This is a genomic window from Agarivorans sp. JK6, from assembly GCF_045277145.1.
GTDB classification, from domain to species: Bacteria; Pseudomonadota; Gammaproteobacteria; order Enterobacterales; family Celerinatantimonadaceae; genus Agarivorans; species Agarivorans albus.
The window spans coordinates 2,201,723-2,219,569 of the sequence record NZ_CP113525.1 but is presented as its reverse complement, the minus strand read 5'-3'; the positions used below and the strand labels follow the sequence as shown (position 1 = coordinate 2,219,569).

At 44.1% G+C, this 17,847-nt stretch carries 12 protein-coding genes; 6 read left to right on the top strand and 6 right to left on the bottom strand.

Features of this window, described 5'->3' with window-relative positions; genetic code table 11:
* The first annotated feature begins 3 nt into the window (after positions 1-3).
* From OV592_RS10325 to OV592_RS10305, 5 genes are read left to right on the top strand one after another with little or no spacing between them, the layout of a single operon-like run.
* Positions 4-2,127 (top strand): type I secretion system permease/ATPase, encoded by a 2,124-nt coding sequence (locus tag OV592_RS10325; RefSeq protein ID WP_406611318.1) that lies wholly within the window; start codon positions 4-6, stop codon positions 2,125-2,127.
* Positions 2,120-3,439: an HlyD family type I secretion periplasmic adaptor subunit gene (locus OV592_RS10320; protein WP_152784771.1), complete on the top strand. Its 1,320-nt coding sequence runs from the start codon at positions 2,120-2,122 to the stop codon at positions 3,437-3,439. Before OV592_RS10325 ends, OV592_RS10320 begins: the two co-directional genes overlap by 8 nt.
* 16 nt (positions 3,440-3,455) lie before the next feature.
* Positions 3,456-4,772, top strand: a complete 1,317-nt coding sequence (locus tag OV592_RS10315) for a TolC family outer membrane protein (RefSeq protein ID WP_406611317.1) — start codon at positions 3,456-3,458, stop codon at positions 4,770-4,772.
* Positions 4,769-5,374, top strand: a complete 606-nt coding sequence (locus tag OV592_RS10310) for an OmpA family protein (RefSeq protein ID WP_406611316.1) — start codon at positions 4,769-4,771, stop codon at positions 5,372-5,374. The genes OV592_RS10315 and OV592_RS10310 overlap by 4 nt, the downstream gene beginning before the upstream one ends.
* A complete protein-coding gene (locus tag OV592_RS10305) occupies positions 5,371-6,282 on the top strand; it encodes a PstS family phosphate ABC transporter substrate-binding protein (protein WP_406611315.1) in 912 nt (303 codons plus the stop codon). The genes OV592_RS10310 and OV592_RS10305 overlap by 4 nt, the downstream gene beginning before the upstream one ends.
* A gap of 88 nt (positions 6,283-6,370) precedes the next feature.
* On the opposite strand, the gene pfkB is transcribed toward OV592_RS10305, so the two are convergent.
* The 5 genes from pfkB to OV592_RS10280 form a co-directional block, all read right to left on the bottom strand.
* The gene (pfkB, locus tag OV592_RS10300; RefSeq protein WP_338626313.1) at positions 6,371-7,288 is read right to left on the bottom strand and encodes a 1-phosphofructokinase; all 918 of its coding nucleotides are present in this window, start codon (positions 7,286-7,288) and stop codon (positions 6,371-6,373) included.
* Between the two features lie 9 nt (positions 7,289-7,297).
* Complete coding sequence (locus OV592_RS10295; RefSeq protein ID WP_406611314.1) at positions 7,298-9,028, bottom strand: alcohol dehydrogenase catalytic domain-containing protein; 1,731 nt, start codon at positions 9,026-9,028, stop codon at positions 7,298-7,300.
* A gap of 32 nt (positions 9,029-9,060) precedes the next feature.
* Entirely contained in the window at positions 9,061-11,685 is a 2,625-nt protein-coding gene (gene ptsP, locus OV592_RS10290; RefSeq protein ID WP_406611313.1) for a phosphoenolpyruvate--protein phosphotransferase, read from the bottom strand.
* 132 nt (positions 11,686-11,817) lie between these two features.
* Positions 11,818-13,218: a PTS mannitol transporter subunit IICBA gene (locus tag OV592_RS10285; RefSeq protein WP_338626311.1), complete on the bottom strand. Its 1,401-nt coding sequence runs from the start codon at positions 13,216-13,218 to the stop codon at positions 11,818-11,820.
* A gap of 12 nt (positions 13,219-13,230) precedes the next feature.
* Complete coding sequence (locus OV592_RS10280) at positions 13,231-13,731, bottom strand: PTS sugar transporter subunit IIA (RefSeq protein ID WP_016403309.1); 501 nt, start codon at positions 13,729-13,731, stop codon at positions 13,231-13,233.
* Between the two features lie 241 nt (positions 13,732-13,972).
* Between OV592_RS10280 and OV592_RS10275 the strand changes: the two genes are divergently transcribed.
* Complete coding sequence (locus tag OV592_RS10275) at positions 13,973-14,740, top strand: DeoR family transcriptional regulator (protein ID WP_406611312.1); 768 nt, start codon at positions 13,973-13,975, stop codon at positions 14,738-14,740.
* 45 nt (positions 14,741-14,785) lie between these two features.
* On the opposite strand, the gene OV592_RS10270 is transcribed toward OV592_RS10275, so the two are convergent.
* Positions 14,786-17,845 carry an efflux RND transporter permease subunit gene (locus tag OV592_RS10270; protein WP_406611311.1) on the bottom strand — a complete coding sequence of 1,020 codons (3,060 nt, stop codon included), beginning with the start codon at positions 17,843-17,845 and terminating at the stop codon, positions 14,786-14,788.
* Positions 17,846-17,847: the final 2 nt, after the last annotated feature.

Here is a 17,847-nt window from a genome sequence, read left to right as displayed (position 1 = left end):
TACATGGATAAGCAGGATGCTTGGCTAGAAAGCATAGAGTGGCTATGCAAATATTTCAGTCTCCATTTCAATAAGTCGGTGACTGTTAGAGGCTTACCGCTTGCAAACGGCAAGCTAGAAGCTGACTACTATGCACGAGCTTGTATACAGGCGGGGCTTTCAGCCACACCGATTAAACTTATTCAACTTAAGCAATTTACCGGACTTTTGTTGGTGGTTGATAAACAGCAACAGTTACGCATTGTCTCTTCGATCACCAAAGAAGTAGTTATCTATCAAAACACCAACCAGCCTAATAGCCAGCAACAAGCTATCGCAGACTTTATGGCAGAAGCTACCGAACAAGCATGGTTGATAACCCCGCTACAAAACACCGATCAAAGAGTTGAACAATTACACCAAGGTAAAAAAACGCATTGGATCTATAAGGCTCTTGACCAAGCAAAACCGTGGTTTAGAGATTTACTGGTCGCGTCTATCTTCATCAATCTATTAGCCATGGTAGTTCCGTTGTTTACCATGAATGTTTACGACCGCGTGGTGCCAAACCAAGCCCTTAATACCCTATGGACACTTGCTATAGGCGTAACTATTGCACTGATATTTGATTGGTTGCTACGTAAAGCGCGTAGCAACATCACCGACATGGCGGGTAAGCAAATAGATAACACCATCTCAGCTAGCATTATGGAGAAGGTATTAGGCATGCGTTTAGAAAACAAACCACAATCAGTGGGTGCGTTTTCTAGGCAAATACAAGACTTTGATAGTGTTCGAGATTTTTTTACCTCGGTAACTTTAGTCACCTTGGTTGACCTTCCTTTTACGCTCTTTTTCTTAGCCTTGATTGCATGGCTCGGTGGGCCAATGGTGTTTGTTCCATTAGCTGTGTTAAGCGGTTTAATTATCTTTAGTTTGATAATGAAAGCTAGAATCGCTGCCAGTATGGAACAAAGTGCAAAGCTCTCTACCCAACGACAGGCAGAGCTTTTTGAAAGCCTCACTACCCTTACCGAGCTAAAGCAATTTAACGCTGAAGGCGTCAATCAGCGAAAATGGGAGCAAACAACAAGCCAATTGGGCGATTGGCAAATTCGCTCTCGCCATCTAAGCAATCTAATTAGCCACTCAATAGTTACTAGCCAACAAGTTGTCACCATTGGGCTGGTGGTTATTGGTGTTTACCGTATCTCAGAGGGATTACTGAGTATGGGCGGATTAATCGCAATTGTAATGTTAAGCGGACGAGCAGCTGGTTCAATTAATCAGTTATCTATGCTTATTTTACGTTACCAACAATGCCGAGCAGCAATACAAGGGCTCGAGCAAGTGATGGCATTACCGCAAGAACATCAAGCAGAGCATAAAGTCCAAGCAAACAACTTTGAAGGTAAAATCAGTTTTGAAAACGTGAGCTTTTGCTATCCAGAGCAAAATTTTAATGCCTTAAGTGACATTAACCTACAATTAATGCCTGGTGAGCGCTTAGGGCTAATTGGCAACGCGGGCTCTGGCAAGTCTAGCCTTATTTCATTAATGGCTAATCAATATGCACCTAGCTCTGGTCAAATCAGCTACCAAGACATCGATGCCTCATTGTGGGCACCAACAGTATTACGCCAACACATAGGCTGGTTAGGACAAGACCCGGTATTGGTGTTTGGCACGGTAATACAAAACATTTTGCTAGGTACCACATCGCTAGATGAAGAAAAACTAACCTGGGCGATTCAACATTCTGGCTTACAGGCCCATTTAAGCAGAATGAGTAACGGACTCGAAAGCCAAGTGGGCGAACGCGGTATGTTGTTATCAGGAGGCCAGAGGCAAGCAGTTGCTCTAGCTAGAGCTTTATACCGTAAACCCAAACTACTGCTGCTAGACGAACCTGTCAGCGCCTTAGATAACAACAGCCAAAGTTTAGTGAAACACAGCTTAGCTAAACTCCCCCGCGACATGAGCATAGTCATAAGTTCGCACCAACAAAGTTTACTTAGTATTTGTGATCGGATCATCGTATTGGAAAGGGGCCATATCGTCGCCAATGATAAAGCCGATGTAATCCTAGGGCTTCAAAGTAAAAAACGTCACTCTGTTAGTGTGGTAAGGGAGGCCAAACATGACTAATCAACTTGCTTGGCAACAACAACGCTTAGCGCAACAATCTAGGCACATAATATGGCTTTGCGGATGCCTTATCATCTGCTTAGTTGTATGGGCTGCATTGGCTACTTTAGATGAAGTTATTGTGGGTAATGGCAAAGTAGTACCCTCATCTGCCATTAGCAAAATTCAAAGTTTAGAAGGCGGCATTGTTAAACAGCTATATGTAGAAGTGGGGGATCAAGTTAGCCAAGGCCAACATCTATTGTCTTTAGAAGACACCCGTTTTAGAGCGGCTTTTCAAGAGAGCGAACAACAACGTAGCACCCTGCTCGCTCAAGAAACTCGCCTCATAGCCGAGTTAGCCAGCGTTAATATAAACAATGCTAGCAACAATTGGACGAGCCAAGTGTTAGTCAAACCTCTTGAGTTAAGCTTTATTAACCAAAACCAACGGGCTCAAACTAATGCTACCGCCAACTACCAACAACGGATCCGCCAACTTAACGCGCAACTAGAAGAAGCAACTTTAGCAATAGAACAACAAACCCAAGCGCTTAACGAGGCGCTTGGCAATCAGCAAACTCTACAACACAGCTTAGCCGTAGTAGCGCAAGAAATATCAATGTTAGAAGACGTAGTTGCTAGCGGTGCTGTTGCAAAAGTCGAATTACTAAAACTACAACGCGACAAAATTCAGCTGGATGGGGATATCGCAAGCGCACAACTGATGGCCAGCAAACTAAAGGCTGCTATTAACGAAGCAATCTTAGAGCGTCGTAACATAGCCGTTGAATTCAGAACCAAAGCACAAGCACAGCTTAACGAAGTATCAGCAAAACTCGCTCAGTTAGATGAAAGTCAACACGCTGTTGCTGATCAACTAAATAGAACCAAGCTGGTTGCTCCCATAGACGGGACCGTTAAGGATATTCTTGTTAGGTCTGTCGGTGGGGTGATTCGTCCAGGTGAAGCAATAATGGAAATTGTCCCTAAAGATAGTCAATTGATAATTGAAACTAAAATTGCCCCTAAAGATATTGGCTTCATCCGGACAGGCTTGCCCGCCATGGTGAAGTTTACCGCCTTTGACTTTGTAGTGTACGGCGGCCAACAAGGAGTTGTGAGCTACGTTAGCCCAGATGCCCTTCAAGACGAAGATGGCAGCACCTATTACCAAGCCCATATTCAATTAGACCAAACAAACAACACTAACTTGCAAGTAATCCCCGGTATGCAAGCTATGGTGGACATACTAACCGGGGAAAAATCTGTATTGAGCTACTGGCTGAAACCTTTATTGCGGGCTAAAGCTAACGCTCTTCGTGAACCCTAACGGATGAGGAAAAGGAATGCGATCATCTGTAATAACCGCTGTGGCTTGCCTATTTAGCGCAAATGCCGCAGCGTTGTCACTTGAACAGTCGGTAGCTTACGCTATTGATTACAGCCCAGACATTGCTGGGCAATACGCACGCTTTCAATCTGTGTTGCGCGATGTAGACGGTGCTCAAGCAGACTATTTGCCACAGCTTAATGTTTACGCCGCAGCTGGTTACGAAGACACCTACTATAACAGTGGTGTACAAATACCCAGCGACGAGCGAAACATGAACCGAACAGAGGTAGGCATTAAAGCGTCCCAATTACTATTTGACGGCTTAAAAACCAACGCCAATATATCTCGATTAAGCTTTGAGGCTGAATCTGAACGTTTATTGCTGTTATCAGACGCCGAAAACGTTGCATTAGATGTAATACGCGTTTATCTGAATACTTTAAAAGCTCAAACGGTATTAGAGTTAAGCCAGCGAAATGTTGTTGAGCATGAAGAAATTTATGATGATATTTTGGAGCGCACTCAAAAAGGCTTAAGTAGTAATTCAGACCTTGCACAAATATCCGCTCGTGTGGCCACTTCAAAAAGCTCGATGATTGCGGCAACCAACAACCTCTACGATTTGCGCACTCAATACACCCGCTTAGTCGGTAAAATTCCCGATAATCTGGTTAAACCACAATTCGATTATCAGCTTATTCCACCCAATAAAGAAATTGCCATTCAGCAAGGTATTGACGCGCACCCAGAAATCCAGTCAGCAATGGCTGACATAGAAGCCGCTCACCAAGAAACTCGCCGAGAAAAAGGTAATTACTACCCAGAGTTTAATATCGAAGCAGTGGCCAACCGCAATGAAAACGTAGGTGGATTGAGAGGCCCTGATCGTGATGCTCGAATAATGCTCACCATGAGTTACGACATTTTTAGCGGTGGCAGAACCATAGCCAATACCGAAGCAGCAGCATGGCGTAGTGAACAAGCCAGAAATACCAGAATTCGCGCCCAACGCGAGGTTGTAGAAGGCACTACATTAGCTTGGCACGCCTACGAGCTTCTGGCTCAACAAAAACAGCTATTACAGGTAAATGTAGACGCAGCAAAAGCTGCAGAGCTGGGGTACATCGAGCAGTTTAATGTTGGAAGGCGCAGCTTGTTAGACGTATTAGATGCCAAGGTAGAAGTGTTTCTAGCCCGTAAAAATTATATAGAAACCGATTACGAACACACCCTAGCAGCTTATAGGATCTTAAATGCAATGGGACGATTAACATACGCGTTACGTGTTGAGTATCCCGAACAATGGCAAACAGGATCGAACAATAAATGATTAAACTTATCGCAACTGTGTTTAGTGCCAGCTTACTAATAGCTTGCTCCCACCAACCAGACACTCGGCTAAGTCGCCACCAAATTGATGATCTACGAGATCACGACAACGACGGAGTCATCAACCAACGAGACAAGTGCCGAAACACTCAAGCTGGAACGATTGTCGACAACAATGGCTGTGCTGTTTGGCTTAGTCACCAAAGCTATCTGGTTCAAAGTATTCTATTTGATCTGGATAGTGCGACTCTCAGGAGTGATCAAACAGAGACATTACACAAAATTGCTCTTCAGCTTAAACAACAACCCACACTGCAAGTTACCTTAATTGGTGATACCAGTAGTGAAGGTAGCGAAGATTACAATCATCAACTAGCCGTAAAGCGCACCAATGCCATTAGCCAAGCGCTATTTGATAAAGGCATAAGCCCAGACCAAATACTGGTGCAAGAGTACTACCAAGAAACTGAATACACCGCAAAACTAGAACAGCGAAAGCGGCGAGTGATAGCGGTGTTTAAAGAGCAACAAATGCAAGCCCAACAACAGTGGACCATATACAGCTCAGAACAAGGTACGAACCAACAAGGAGTTAAACAATGATTCTATCTCGTAGCGTACTTGTATCTGTTTGTTTTCTGTTTAGCTTTAATGCTCAGGCTAATAATCATCATCGCGTAATTGTAGAAAACGAGCTAGTAGAGCCTGTAATAGAGCTAGTTAAACATGCACAACTAAGCAAGCAACTTGGCATCATCAAAACTAATAATGTTGCGCACAGTTTTATTGAAGGTAAAGGCTACGTTGGCATTAGCTCTCAACGTTGGCTAGACAGCGACATGGCCAAGTTTGTTAGGCGTTATGGTTACCAACCCACCGAACTGTTTTTCAGTTCTGATGCAGCAGCAATATTAGTTCACCCAGAGAATCCGGTTAACGCCATAGATATGCCCTCTCTAGCAAAACTATTTGCATGTAACGCCACAAACACCTCACCAAGCTGGAATGCACTAAAACTGAGCTCCAGTGAGGATCAGATACAAACTTACGCAGGCTTAAACGAACTCAAGCAACACAAGAAGTTTACCGATCTCGTTACCTGCAAAGGCGAACAACAAAGCCCTGTAAAACAGCTTGAAGCAGCTCAACTTTTAGCTACCCTTAACCAACAGCCAAATGCTATTGCCTATACCTTATATCAAAGCAATTTCGACCAAGCCAAAGCCCTGCAGCTTATTGATTCAAGCGGCGACTATTTTGACCTAAACCACGAAACTATTTTGTCGGGTCGTTACCCCCTCGCCAACGTCTACTATATGTACGTAAATTTGGCACCTAGCGGCAATTACCCTGCCCCTGCATTTAAACAGTTTGTTCAATATGTTCAGACACAAGAAGCGCAACAAAGAATGCGCAAATACGGTTTTATTCCGCTGCCAGAAGAAGCCATACAACGCAATTTAGTTACCCTAAAACAAGTAGAACCAGAAATAGCCGGGGGATACAAATAGATGCAGCGTTTAGCTTGAAGTAAGTTTCAATTAACCCAATAAAAAAGGCTTATCTTTCGATAAGCCTTTTTGCAGTAGCTTCTAAAACTTAGTTTATTTCTTTTCTAAGTTGCTCTACTTGATCAAGTGAACCTAAATCAGTGCCCTGTCGACTAGCGGATGCAGCGCCACAAGCCAAGCCATAAGGTAAAGCCTGAGCTAATGATTCGCCTAAACTTAGGCGCCAAACCAACCCGGCCACCATAGAATCTCCGGCCCCAATAGGGTTAGCTTCAACAATGCTCGGGCTGGTAAACTCGGCGCATTGCTGTTCATTTGCCATTAGCGCGCCTTTTTTACCCAGAGACACTACTAAGTTCTTAGGTCCCATGGCGAGTAAAGCTTGGGTCCAGCCTTGAGTTTGTTTTAACTCCTCGCTACTTAAACCCAATAGCTCTTGAGCTTCATCAAGGTTAGGTTTAACTAAGCTTGGCTGAGCCAAAATCCCTTCTCGCAGAGCCTCTCCACTGGTGTCTAATACCGCATGTGCGCCAGCATTTTCAATCAGTGTAATAAGCTCTGCATAAAAGTTAGCTCTTACGCCCTTAGGTAAACTGCCACCTAATACCCACCAGTCACCTGCGTGGAGGTTTTGCTTAACTTGGTCGACTAAGCTTTTTAGCTCTTCTGGGCTAACTTCTGGGCCCGCTTCATTCACTTTAATATGTCGCTTGTTCCCCGCTTCCACAACGGTAACGTTGGTGCGGGTTTCGCCTGCTATTTGAGTAAATTGGCTTTTAATGTCCATTTTACTCAATTCGCTTGCTAGGCGTTGACCAGTAAAGCCACCAATAAAACCCATTGCGGTGCTTGTTACACCAAGGTTTTTAAGCATCCGAGATACATTAAAACCCTTTCCACCGCAATCTAGGCGTGAGTGATTGGCACGACTTACACTATCAAAAGCAAACTCATCTATTTGCAGCTCTAAATCAGCAGCTGGATTTAGTGTTAATGTGTAAATCATTGTCATTCCTTATAAGTAAGCTTCGAACAAGGCTTTTTCTGCTGCAATGTTCCAGGTGTTACCTTTACCTAAGGCATTTGCCACAGTAGGTAACTGTTCAGCTAGTTCATCTAACCCTAATAGCGGTAAATCTTCTAGCTGTGGGAAGATCAGGATCTTGCCTGGGTATTTAGCATCAATCATCGCTTCAATACCATCTTTAGCCACATTCATACCGCCAATAGCTGCTACACAAATGGCAGGAGCAATGTTACCCGCTACAGTGTTATCCATCACCACTGTTTGGTCTTCAATTGTTAAGCCTGACGTACCTGTGTATTGGGCATTACTAAGGTAAACAGAACTAAAGTCTACCGGTGCCAAGGTGCCATTAGGAACACCAGCAAACAATACCAACATGCCGTCATCTTTCATAAAGGTAGCTGACTCGGCCATGATATCGGCATTTGGTACACACACCACTACGTCGTCAGCTAACTTGCCTTTACTATGAGACTCTACAAATTCTGACAGGCTCACTGGGTTGTTAATTGGGTTGTAAGTCACCAACTCACAGTTGTTGCTTTCGGTTAAGCTAGCAAAACGCGCTTCAATTTCGGCTAAACGCTGGTCGTTAATGTCGGTCACAATCACTTGACGTGGACCGTCTTTAAGCTCAATTGCGCGCTGAACATGCATTTGACCCATTGGGCCACCGGCACCAACAAAAACTGCAAAGCCATCTTTTCTTAAATCACAGCGGTTGCGCTGCTCACCGTAGGAGTCGGCAACATCTACACCACTATTACCAATAAAGGCTACGTAGTCGTAATGTAAACGGCCAACATCGGCATTTACTAAACCATCTACTGGCTTCTTACCTACCATATTCATGGTGCCGCGACGGGCAACATGTTTAGCAATACTGGTTAGTTCGTCGGCTGATTGTGGCGCTAGTACCACAATGTCATCAAAGCCTACGCCATCGGTAAACTCAGCAACTGCTTGCTCTAAGTTGCCAGCGTTAATGTCGTTGCGAATCAACACATTTTTAGCTTTGCTTTCTACCAAAAGACGAAAAGCTTCTGGTACGTTGCTAAGAATTACAGTGGCAGGTGCTTCTAAGCCTTTAGAAAAACCATAAGCTAATTGGTCATCGGCTTGGCCAGTAATCCACATTACACCGCCTTGCTTTGGCTCTAAGCGACGACGCTGGGTATAAGACGCCCAAACACATCCCCAAGGCTCAAGTAAGGCTGCTTCAGCAAAACCTAGTTCATCAGACACTTTGAGCAAACATGAACCTGTATCAGTTTCTAATACTTCTGGGCCAATTAAGTGATACTGAGTTAAGCCGCCAGGAACCGTATAACCGTAGGCGGTACTCTTACCATTTTGGTAAATATCTGGCTGCATCGCGTAACGTTCACCCACTTTATATTCATCACTAAGACCTTCACCTACTTTAACTACCGTGAGAGTGGCTTCGTGTCCCAAACGCGTTGGTTCTTTGCGTAAATCTCGGTTGTACAGTTTAGGGTGCGAACTACCTTGGTTAATTAACTTAACGTCAGAAAAGCACAGGCCTACTGCGTCAACTCGCACTAACAGTTGGTTATCTGCTGGTTCAGGTACATTGAATAGTTCTGGCTGATTATCTTTACCAATGTTTTCTACACCGGCGCCGTACATGTTCCAAGTGCTGGTGGTATTTGGTGTTGCTTGGTCTAGTTGTTGATATTTTTCGTATTGACTAGTCATCTTGATACCTACTCTTTATATTCTGTTTTCTACTAAATAAGATCATCATGGTTTTTGTACATCGCCATGACGGCTTCGGAGCTACACATTTGCAGGGCTTTTTCTGCTTTAGCCTGCAACTTGCTGTAAGACACCGAACGAATGATGTTTTTTACTGCTGGAACATTAGCTGGACTTACTGACAGCTCTTGAACCCCCATTCCCACTAATAAACAAGCAATGTTAGGGTCGGCTGCCATGTTGCCGCACACCCCTACCCACTTACCGTTGGCAGTGGCTGCTTTAACGGTCATTGAAATTAACCTCAACAAACCTGGATGGTAGCTATCAGCTTCACAGCACAACTCCGGGTTTAGTCTGTCCATCGCTAAGGTGTATTGGGTTAAATCGTTAGAACCGATAGAGAAGAAATCGACATGTTTAGCTAAGGTGTCGGCCACTAAAGCGGCAGATGGCACTTCAACCATAATGCCTAAGGGCAGTTCAGGTGCATTAAGTGACACACGAATTTTATCGGCCATTTCTTTGGCTTTGGTCCATTCAGACATTTTGGCGATCATTGGGAACATAATGTGGATCCCTGATTTACCAAATTGTTTTACTTGCCAAATTGCTGTGCGATAGATGGCTTCTAGTTGACGTTCAAACATGTCTTGGTGTTTAAACGATAAACGTACGCCACGAACCCCTAAAAACGGGTTATCTTCGTGCGGCATATCCATCCACGACACCGGTTTGTCACCACCAATATCCGCTGTTCTTACAACAAGTTGGCGATCGCCAAGCTCCTTCGCGATGCTTTTAAGTGCGTCTATCTGTTGCTCAATAGAAGGTTCTTCGCTTGAAGCTTCAAACAAAAACTCGGTTCTAAGTAAGCCTGCGCCTTCTCCGCCATTTTCCAAGATACTTGGTGCATCTTTAGGTTTAGCGATGTTACAAACTACCTCAATATGGCGGCCATCTTTAGTTACAGCAGGTTCATGTTGATGCTCTGCTTCGGCCAAACGCATTTGTAACCAAGTGTCGATGTTTTGGCTTGCTTGCTCTAGTGTTTCACTACTAGGGTTAATCACTACGCTAGCACTTTGCGGATCGACCACTGCCATTTGTTGGTCTGCCACTTCGCACAACTTGCCAGCGCCAACGCCAACCACTGCAGGAATACCCAAGCCGCGCGCTAAAATCGCCATATGACTGTTAGGTCCACCTAACTCGGTAGCAATGGCTTTTATCGCTTTGCCTTCTAAGCCGGCAGTTTGCGAAGGTGAAAGATCTTTTGCCAACAAAATGAACTCTTCATCAGGGAAACTTAGTGTTTCAGCTGAGGTAAGAATGGCGATAACACGCTGGCTTACATCATTTAGATCGGCTATGCGTGCCTTTAGTCGCTCGTCTTCTACTTTAGATAAAGCATCAATTTGAGACGTTAGGGCTTGTTGCCAAGACCAAGCAGCGCTGTTGCCTTGCTTTATATATTGCAAGCATTCTTGATTTATCGCTTCGTCGCTTAGTAGCTGTTTTTGCGCTTTTAGAATAGCGGCTTCTTGTGGGGCTTTTTCTAACAGCTTGTTATGTAACTCGTCGCTTTGTTCAGCGGCTTTACTTAGCGCTTCTTGTAGTGCTTGCTTTTCATTACTTTCGCCACTGCCTTGCTGCTCGACATTAATGTTTGAAGCACGCAATACAAATATAGGCGCAGCAGCAATGCCTGGTGAGGCTGCCATGCCCTGCAACACCGCATCACCAGTGGCATTAGCTAAAGCCGGCAAGCCCGCTAAAGGATTAAACTCCGCGTTAGCGTTATCTTCTTCACTGTCTAGGCCCGCTTTGATCATGTCTGCCAATAGCTGAACCGCTTGTTCGGCTTGCTCACCTTCGGCAGAAACAACGACTGAATCTCCCAATTTTGCGCCCATGGCCAATAATGCAGCCATAGATTTTGCATTGGCAGATTGCTCACCGTTTCGAATGCGAATCTGAGTATTGGCAAAACTGGACGCTTGTTCGCTAAGCAAACTTGCTGGGCGAGCATGCATACCCGCTTCATCCACAATGAGAGCACTTTGGTTAATAGCAAAATCATCTTCAACCACAGCCTCTGCCGAAGCACCAGCTCCTAATGCGTTAATAATGTCGAACTTTTCTTCTGTAGATGCTAGTTGAGCTGACAAAGTCTCATCCATTACAACCGTAGTTAGGGTTTGTAAAAGACTAAGATGGTCTTCGCCCTTAGCTGCAATGCCGACAACCAGCTTCACGCTATCGCCGTTGTCATTCCAACTAATGCCCTGGGGAATTTGCACAATAACCACACCACTTTGCGCAACTAGGGGCTTTGCTTCGTTAACGCCATGGGGAATAGCCACGCCGTTAATTAAATAGGTACTTACTTTGTTTTCTCTTGCTTGCAAAGCCTCAAAGTAATCGGCGTTTACTAAACCTAGTGCCAACATTTGTTCAGACACAAAACGCAATACTTGTTCTTTGCTATTAAAATTTTGATTTAGAAAGATTTGCTTAGTTTCCACCTGTAGCGAATCTGGCTCTTTTTTAGCAGCAACTGGCTGCTCAATAGTGGCTGACTGCACCAATTCTGGTTGAGAGGCAACCTCTGTCTCTTTCTCACTGGAAGCGAATAAACTTTTAAAAAAGGACATGCTTATCTCGTTTTGTTGATTTAGCAAAACACCTTGCCGCGTAGGCTGGGCAATTTGACGTAAATGGTTAATAAAGATGCGGCCTACAGCGGTACTGCTGTGCTGTAGGCGCTACCTAAAGAATGACTAAGCTCAGGCTTTAAGGCTTGCGACTAATTTGTCGTAGAAGCTTGCATCCATGAAGTTTCCGATACTCACGTGACGGGCACTAGGTAACTTCTCTTTGGCTCTGGCAGACAACTCTTGTTGAGTAATTACAATGTCGGCATCATGCAAATCGTTGATGGCTGAATTGGTGACATTGATATCTAAGCCTGCATCTTTAATCTTGCCTCTTAGCACTGTGGCGCCCATGGCTGATGAGCCCATACCTGCATCACAAGCAACAACAATAGATTTCACTTCGCCGCCGGCAGCGATTGAAGCGCTAGCACCTGCAGGAATTTGACCTTTTGATTCTGCTTTGTTGGCATCAACCGCTGCTTGCGCTGCTTCTAAGTCATCAGTCTCTGATGCGTCTCGACGAATAATCACCGATGCAACTAGGAATGAAGTTGTTGCTGCAACAGCAATAGAACCTAGGGTTAGCATGATACCCATACCACCAGTAGACATAAGCACTAAGGCAAATACCGAACCAGGGGATGGTGGACCTACTAAGGCATTACCAGTAATCATATTGAAAGCAACACCTGCCATACCACCAGCAATTACCGCGATGATTAGGCGTGGTTTCATTAAGATGTATGGGAAGTAAATTTCGTGGATACCACCAAAGAAGTGGATAATAGATGCACCATACGCTGATTTTTGAGCAGTACCTTTACCTACAACCATGTAGGCAAGCAAAATGCCTAAACCAGGACCAGGGTTAGTTTCGATAAGATAGAAAATAGACGCGCCAACTTCAGCAGATTGCTCAGCACCAAGTGGAGTAAATACGCCGTGGTTAATTGCATTATTCAAGAACAAGATCTTAGCTGGCTCAACAATAATCGATACTAGCGGCAATAAAGAACGGTCTACAATCCAGCCCACACCATCGCCTAACGCGGTAGTTAGCACCGAAACCACAGGGCCAATAATCACATAAGCAACCATTGCCATGATCATGCCGATGATCCCAAGCGAGAAGTTGTTTACCAACATCTCAAAGCCCGGTTTAATTTTACCATGCACCCAAGTATCAAACTTTGAGATTGCAAGACCACCCAGCGGACCTACTATCATCGCGCCCATAAACATGGGGATGTCGGTTCCCACAATAACACCCATGGTGGTCACGGCACCAGCAACGGCTCCGCGATCTCCGCCGACAATTTTACCGCCGGTGTAACCAATCAGTAGAGGTAGTAAATACAAGATCATTGGTCCAACTAAGGCGGCCAAACTCTCGTTAGGTAGCCACCCTGTTGGGATGAATAAAGCTGTAATTAAACCCCACGCGATAAATGCCCCGATATTTGGCATAACCATCGCACTCAAAAAACGTCCGATTGACTGAACGCCAACCTTTAAATTGTTAGCAGACATTAGTCTAACTCCTTATTCCTTTATGCTCGTAGTTGCTTTGAAATTTGACTCAAAGGCCAAGTTCAAGCTGTCGAGTATCACTCGCTCTTCATTTGTTGTTAGCCATAGTTCTATCATCGAAGGATCTGTCATTAATTGAGCAATCGACGAAAATACATATGACTGAGACTCTCTAAGCTTTTTTAAATTTTCTTTTAGAGGTACAGCAAGCAAGAAGATGATGCGAACATCCTCATCCTCTTCATTCCAGTAAAACTCATCACTCTTTACTCGAACGAAACACAACACCGGTTCATTGATGTGTTGGGTAATTACGTGGGGAATAGCAGTATGTTGCCCGGCAAATGTACTAACAATGTTCTCGCGTTTAATAATGTCGTTATATAAGCCGGTTGGGTCTGTGGTTTTGCGTAACAAGAACAATTGAGCACATATGCTGTATAAAGCTTCATCTTTAGACTCAGCTTCAAAGTCGAGCAATATGCTTTGTTTTGTTATCAGATCCTGATTCATTGTTATCCCTCGCATCACGTTAAACCGAGTATAGAAATTGAAATTTATGTGTCAAAGAAGGTGATTAGATTTGACGTCATATAACGATTGGCTTTAACAAAACAGCAACACTCGCATTTTTATAGTCAGTTCTAATCATAGGCAATCATTTGTAATCAAAAACTCTGTGATCGGGGTAAAAGTTTTCAATTCGTAATCAACTACAATCTTTTTTAATCAAGAAGATTTCAAGAGTTTTCAAATGCCAGCCAAGCTTCGTCATAATAGAATTTTAGAACACCTCCAAGAGAATACTGTGGCCAGTGTTCAACAATTAGTAGAGCTTCTAGATTGCTCTCCTGCGACAGTTCGCCGCGACATTATCGACCTAGATACCCAAGGAAAATTAAAAAAGATACGTAACGGCGCCGAGAAGATACTCTCGCCCAATGTTGTTAGTTCACCCGGTATGGTGGGGTTTTACCCAAACATATCTGACTATGAAAACTATGAAGAGTCAGACTGCATTGCGCGTAAAGCAGTCGACTTGTGTGAAGTAAGAGACAACATTTTTGTTGGAGAAGGGCAGATCCCATTCTTAATGGGGAAATATTTAACTGATACTCATGTGCATGTTTACTCTAACTACCTGCCTTTGCTTACTTATTTGATTTCTCAGAGCTACCCTCACCTAGTTGTTTTGGGTGGGCAGTACATTAAAAGCCAAAGCTTATTAGTGTCCCCAGATAACCATACTTCGTATCAGGGGCGCTATTTAATAGTAAGCGGCGACGGCCTTACCGAAGCCGGTTTAACTAAGTCTGCCTTACTTACCTTTATGGAAGAAAAGAAGATGCTGCAATACGCCGACAAAGTTGTCGCGATGGTATCAGCGGATAAAGTAGGCGTATTTGGAGGGCTATCGCTGTTTAGTTTAGATGAGATCGATATTGTGATTACCGGCGAAAATGCCGATAAGGCGATGATTGAACTGCTGCGCGAGAACAACATTCAAGTGTATTTGGTCTAAATATTACAGGTGGTAAAAAGGGCGCTAATTGCGCCCTTTTTTCATTTATGGTTGGCTAGGTTTTATTCGATAAAACAAGGCATACAATACCGGAACAATCACTAGAGTTAACACGGTAGCAAAACCAAGTCCGAACATAATGGTTACCGCCATCGAGCCAAAGAAGGCATCAAATACTAAAGGCATCATACCCAAAATAGTGGTTAACGCTGCCATACTCACTGGCCTTACCCGGCTAATTGCGCTATCAACAACCGCTTGGTAAGGGTCTTTGCCTGAGTGAGTTTCAATGTTGATTTGATCCATCAGTACAATGCCATTTTTCAAAACCATACCACTTAAACTCAACACGCCTAATAAAGCGGTAAAGCTAAATGCCGAGTTGGTTGCAAGTAGGCCAATCGCCACACCAATTACCGCTAACGGCACCGTGAGCCAAATAACAATAGGCTGGCGAATAGAGTTAAACAAAAACACCGTAATGATGAACATAAACAGATAACCCATTGGCAATGAGCTAAATAGTGCTTCCTGTGCATCGTTTGATGACTCGTACTCACCACCCCACTCTATCGAATAACCAACAGGCAAAGCGATAGCTTCAACTTGAGGACGTAAGCGACCAAACAAACTAGCCGCAGTTTCATCCCCAAGGATGTCATGGTCTGCTAATACCGTTAACGTACGCTTGCGGTCCTGGCGTTGAATAAGCGGTTCAACCCAATCTAAGCTAATGTCATCCACTACTTGCTGAATAGGCACATAAGTTTGCAGCGCCGGGCTCCAAAGCTTTAGGTTTTGCACCGTTGAAAAATCAACCCGCTCTTCTTCTGGTAAACGAACAACAATTGGCAGCATTTCGGTGCCGTCTCTAAACAAGCCGATAGCACTACCACCAAAGGCCATTTGTAAGGTGTCAGCTAAATCTTGTTTGGAAATACCTAAGCGACGTGCTTGAGACTCATTAAACTGAGGCAACAAGTCTTTAGTCCGTTCGCGCCAATCATGACGAATGTTTCGCGCTCCAGCGTCAGCATTAAAAATGTCCTCAACTTGAGTGGCTATATCTCTAAGTACTTGCGGATCAGAACCAATAATTCTCGCTTCGATCTTAGAGGCGGGAGATGGACCAATTTCCATTAATCGGAACTGAAAGCTCACTTGCCTATAAGAATCACGCAAGCTGGTATCAAGCTCGCGCATCAGATCTAGCATTTGTTCACGGTCAACCACTCGAACTTGCAGCTGGGCAAACGCTTCGTAGCTTTTCTCTGGGCTGTAAGTAAGGCTAAAACGTTGCAAGCCTTGACCTGTAGTAGAAGTAACAAACTCTACTTGCTCTTTGTCTAACAAAAAGTCTTCTACTTTTTGAACTTGCTTGTAGGTATCACGAATATCGGTGCCTTCTGGCATCCACATATCAACGTAAAACATTGGCGTATTTGATGGCGGAAAGAATGAGTTCTTTACTAGACTAAAACCGTAAAATGCTCCAGCCAACATCATTATCATCACAGCTACCGTTAGCATTCTAAAGCGCAAACAGAACTTCAATAAACGGCCAAACACAACAAATAGAACACCTTTGTAGGGATCATCATCGTTTTGTTGTTTCTCGCTGGTTTTAGACGACAACAATAAGTCAGCGAGAAAAGGCGTTAAGGTAATCGCGGTAATCCAGCTCAAAAAGAGTGAGAAACAAAGTACCCAAAACAGTGAGCCCATAAACTCACCCGTAGCATCAGGCGATAAGCCAATTGGTGCAAAGGCTACAATGGCAATCACCGTGGCGCCTAATAGCGGCCACTTAGTTTGTTCTACGATGTCTTTAGCAGCTTGGACTTTGGTTCTGCCTCGTTGCATGCCAACCAAAATACCTTCAACAACTACAATGGCATTGTCGACCAACATACCTAGCGCAATAATTAATGCGCCAAGCGAGATCCGCTGCAATTCAATGTCATAGATACTCATTAATATGAAAGTACCCATCACCGTTAATAGCAACACGGCGCCAATGATCACTCCGCTGCGCAAACCCATGGTAAACAACAGCACCACAATCACGATACCCACCGCTTCAGCCAAACTAAGCACAAAACCGTTAACCGACTGCTCAACTTCTTTGGCTTGATTGTAAAGCGTGTGAATCTTAATCCCAGCAGGTTTAATGTTTTCAAGCTCGGCTAAACGCGCGTCTACGGCCTCTCCCACCTTAACAACGTTAACCCCAGAGGAAAACGAAATACCTAGGTTTAGTGCAGGTTCACCATTGTAATTAAGCAAGTTACTGGGTACTTCCTGCACATCACGGGTAACGGTAGCTACGTCTTTTAAGCGAATTAGATTACCGGTGTCGCGACCATGAATAATTAGGTTTTCAAAGGTTTCGATGGAATTTAGTTCACCGGTTGGGCGCAATGTAAGCGTTTGAGAGTTAACAGTAACCTCACCTGCACTAATCACTGCATTTTGCTGAGCTAATAATCCAGCTACCGTGTTCATATCTAGGTTTAGCGCTGCCACTCGTTTAAGCGACATTTCTACAAACAATTGCTCTTGTTGGTCACCCGCTAAGCTAATTTTCCCAACGCCATCAACTACTTCTAGCTCACGTGTTAAGTAATCAACATAGCGCTTTAACTCAACGTAAGAATAGTTCTCACCGGTAACCATCAACATTACGCCATAAACATCACCAAAGTCGTCCATAACCTGAACAGGGTTTACACCTGGCGGTAACGAGGGCTCCAGATCATTTACTTTACGTCTTAACTCGTCCCATATTTGCGGCAGTTCATCAGGACCATAGTCCATCTTCATGCTCACCATAATTTGCGACAAACCAGCCGATGATGTAGAAGTAACCTTATCTAAATAAGGCAACTGGCGAATCGCCTTTTCTAGAGGATAGGTCAGCTCTTCTTCTACTTCTGTAGATGTAGCGCCAGGGTAAGAGGTAATAACCATGGCGTCTTTAACCGTAAAGGCAGGATCTTCCAATCGCCCAAGGTCTGCAAAAGACACTACGCCACCAACCGCCAGAATGACCAAAAACATCCAGCTTATAACTTTATTTTTTATAGAATATTCAGCAATAGTCACGC

Coding starts and splice junctions, on each gene's coding strand:
- OV592_RS10285 (WP_338626311.1), bottom strand. CDS start 13,218: ATGTCTGCTAACAATTTAAAGGTTGGCGTTCAGTCAATCGGACGTTTT.
- OV592_RS10315 (WP_406611317.1), top strand. CDS start 3,456: ATGCGATCATCTGTAATAACCGCTGTGGCTTGCCTATTTAGCGCAAAT.
- OV592_RS10305 (WP_406611315.1), top strand. CDS start 5,371: ATGATTCTATCTCGTAGCGTACTTGTATCTGTTTGTTTTCTGTTTAGC.
- ptsP (WP_406611313.1), bottom strand. CDS start 11,685: ATGTCCTTTTTTAAAAGTTTATTCGCTTCCAGTGAGAAAGAGACAGAG.
- OV592_RS10280 (WP_016403309.1), bottom strand. CDS start 13,731: ATGAATCAGGATCTGATAACAAAACAAAGCATATTGCTCGACTTTGAA.
- OV592_RS10275 (WP_406611312.1), top strand. CDS start 13,973: ATGCCAGCCAAGCTTCGTCATAATAGAATTTTAGAACACCTCCAAGAG.
- OV592_RS10325 (WP_406611318.1), top strand. CDS start 4: ATGGATAAGCAGGATGCTTGGCTAGAAAGCATAGAGTGGCTATGCAAA.
- pfkB (WP_338626313.1), bottom strand. CDS start 7,288: ATGATTTACACATTAACACTAAATCCAGCTGCTGATTTAGAGCTGCAA.
- OV592_RS10295 (WP_406611314.1), bottom strand. CDS start 9,028: ATGACTAGTCAATACGAAAAATATCAACAACTAGACCAAGCAACACCA.
- OV592_RS10310 (WP_406611316.1), top strand. CDS start 4,769: ATGATTAAACTTATCGCAACTGTGTTTAGTGCCAGCTTACTAATAGCT.
- OV592_RS10320 (WP_152784771.1), top strand. CDS start 2,120: ATGACTAATCAACTTGCTTGGCAACAACAACGCTTAGCGCAACAATCT.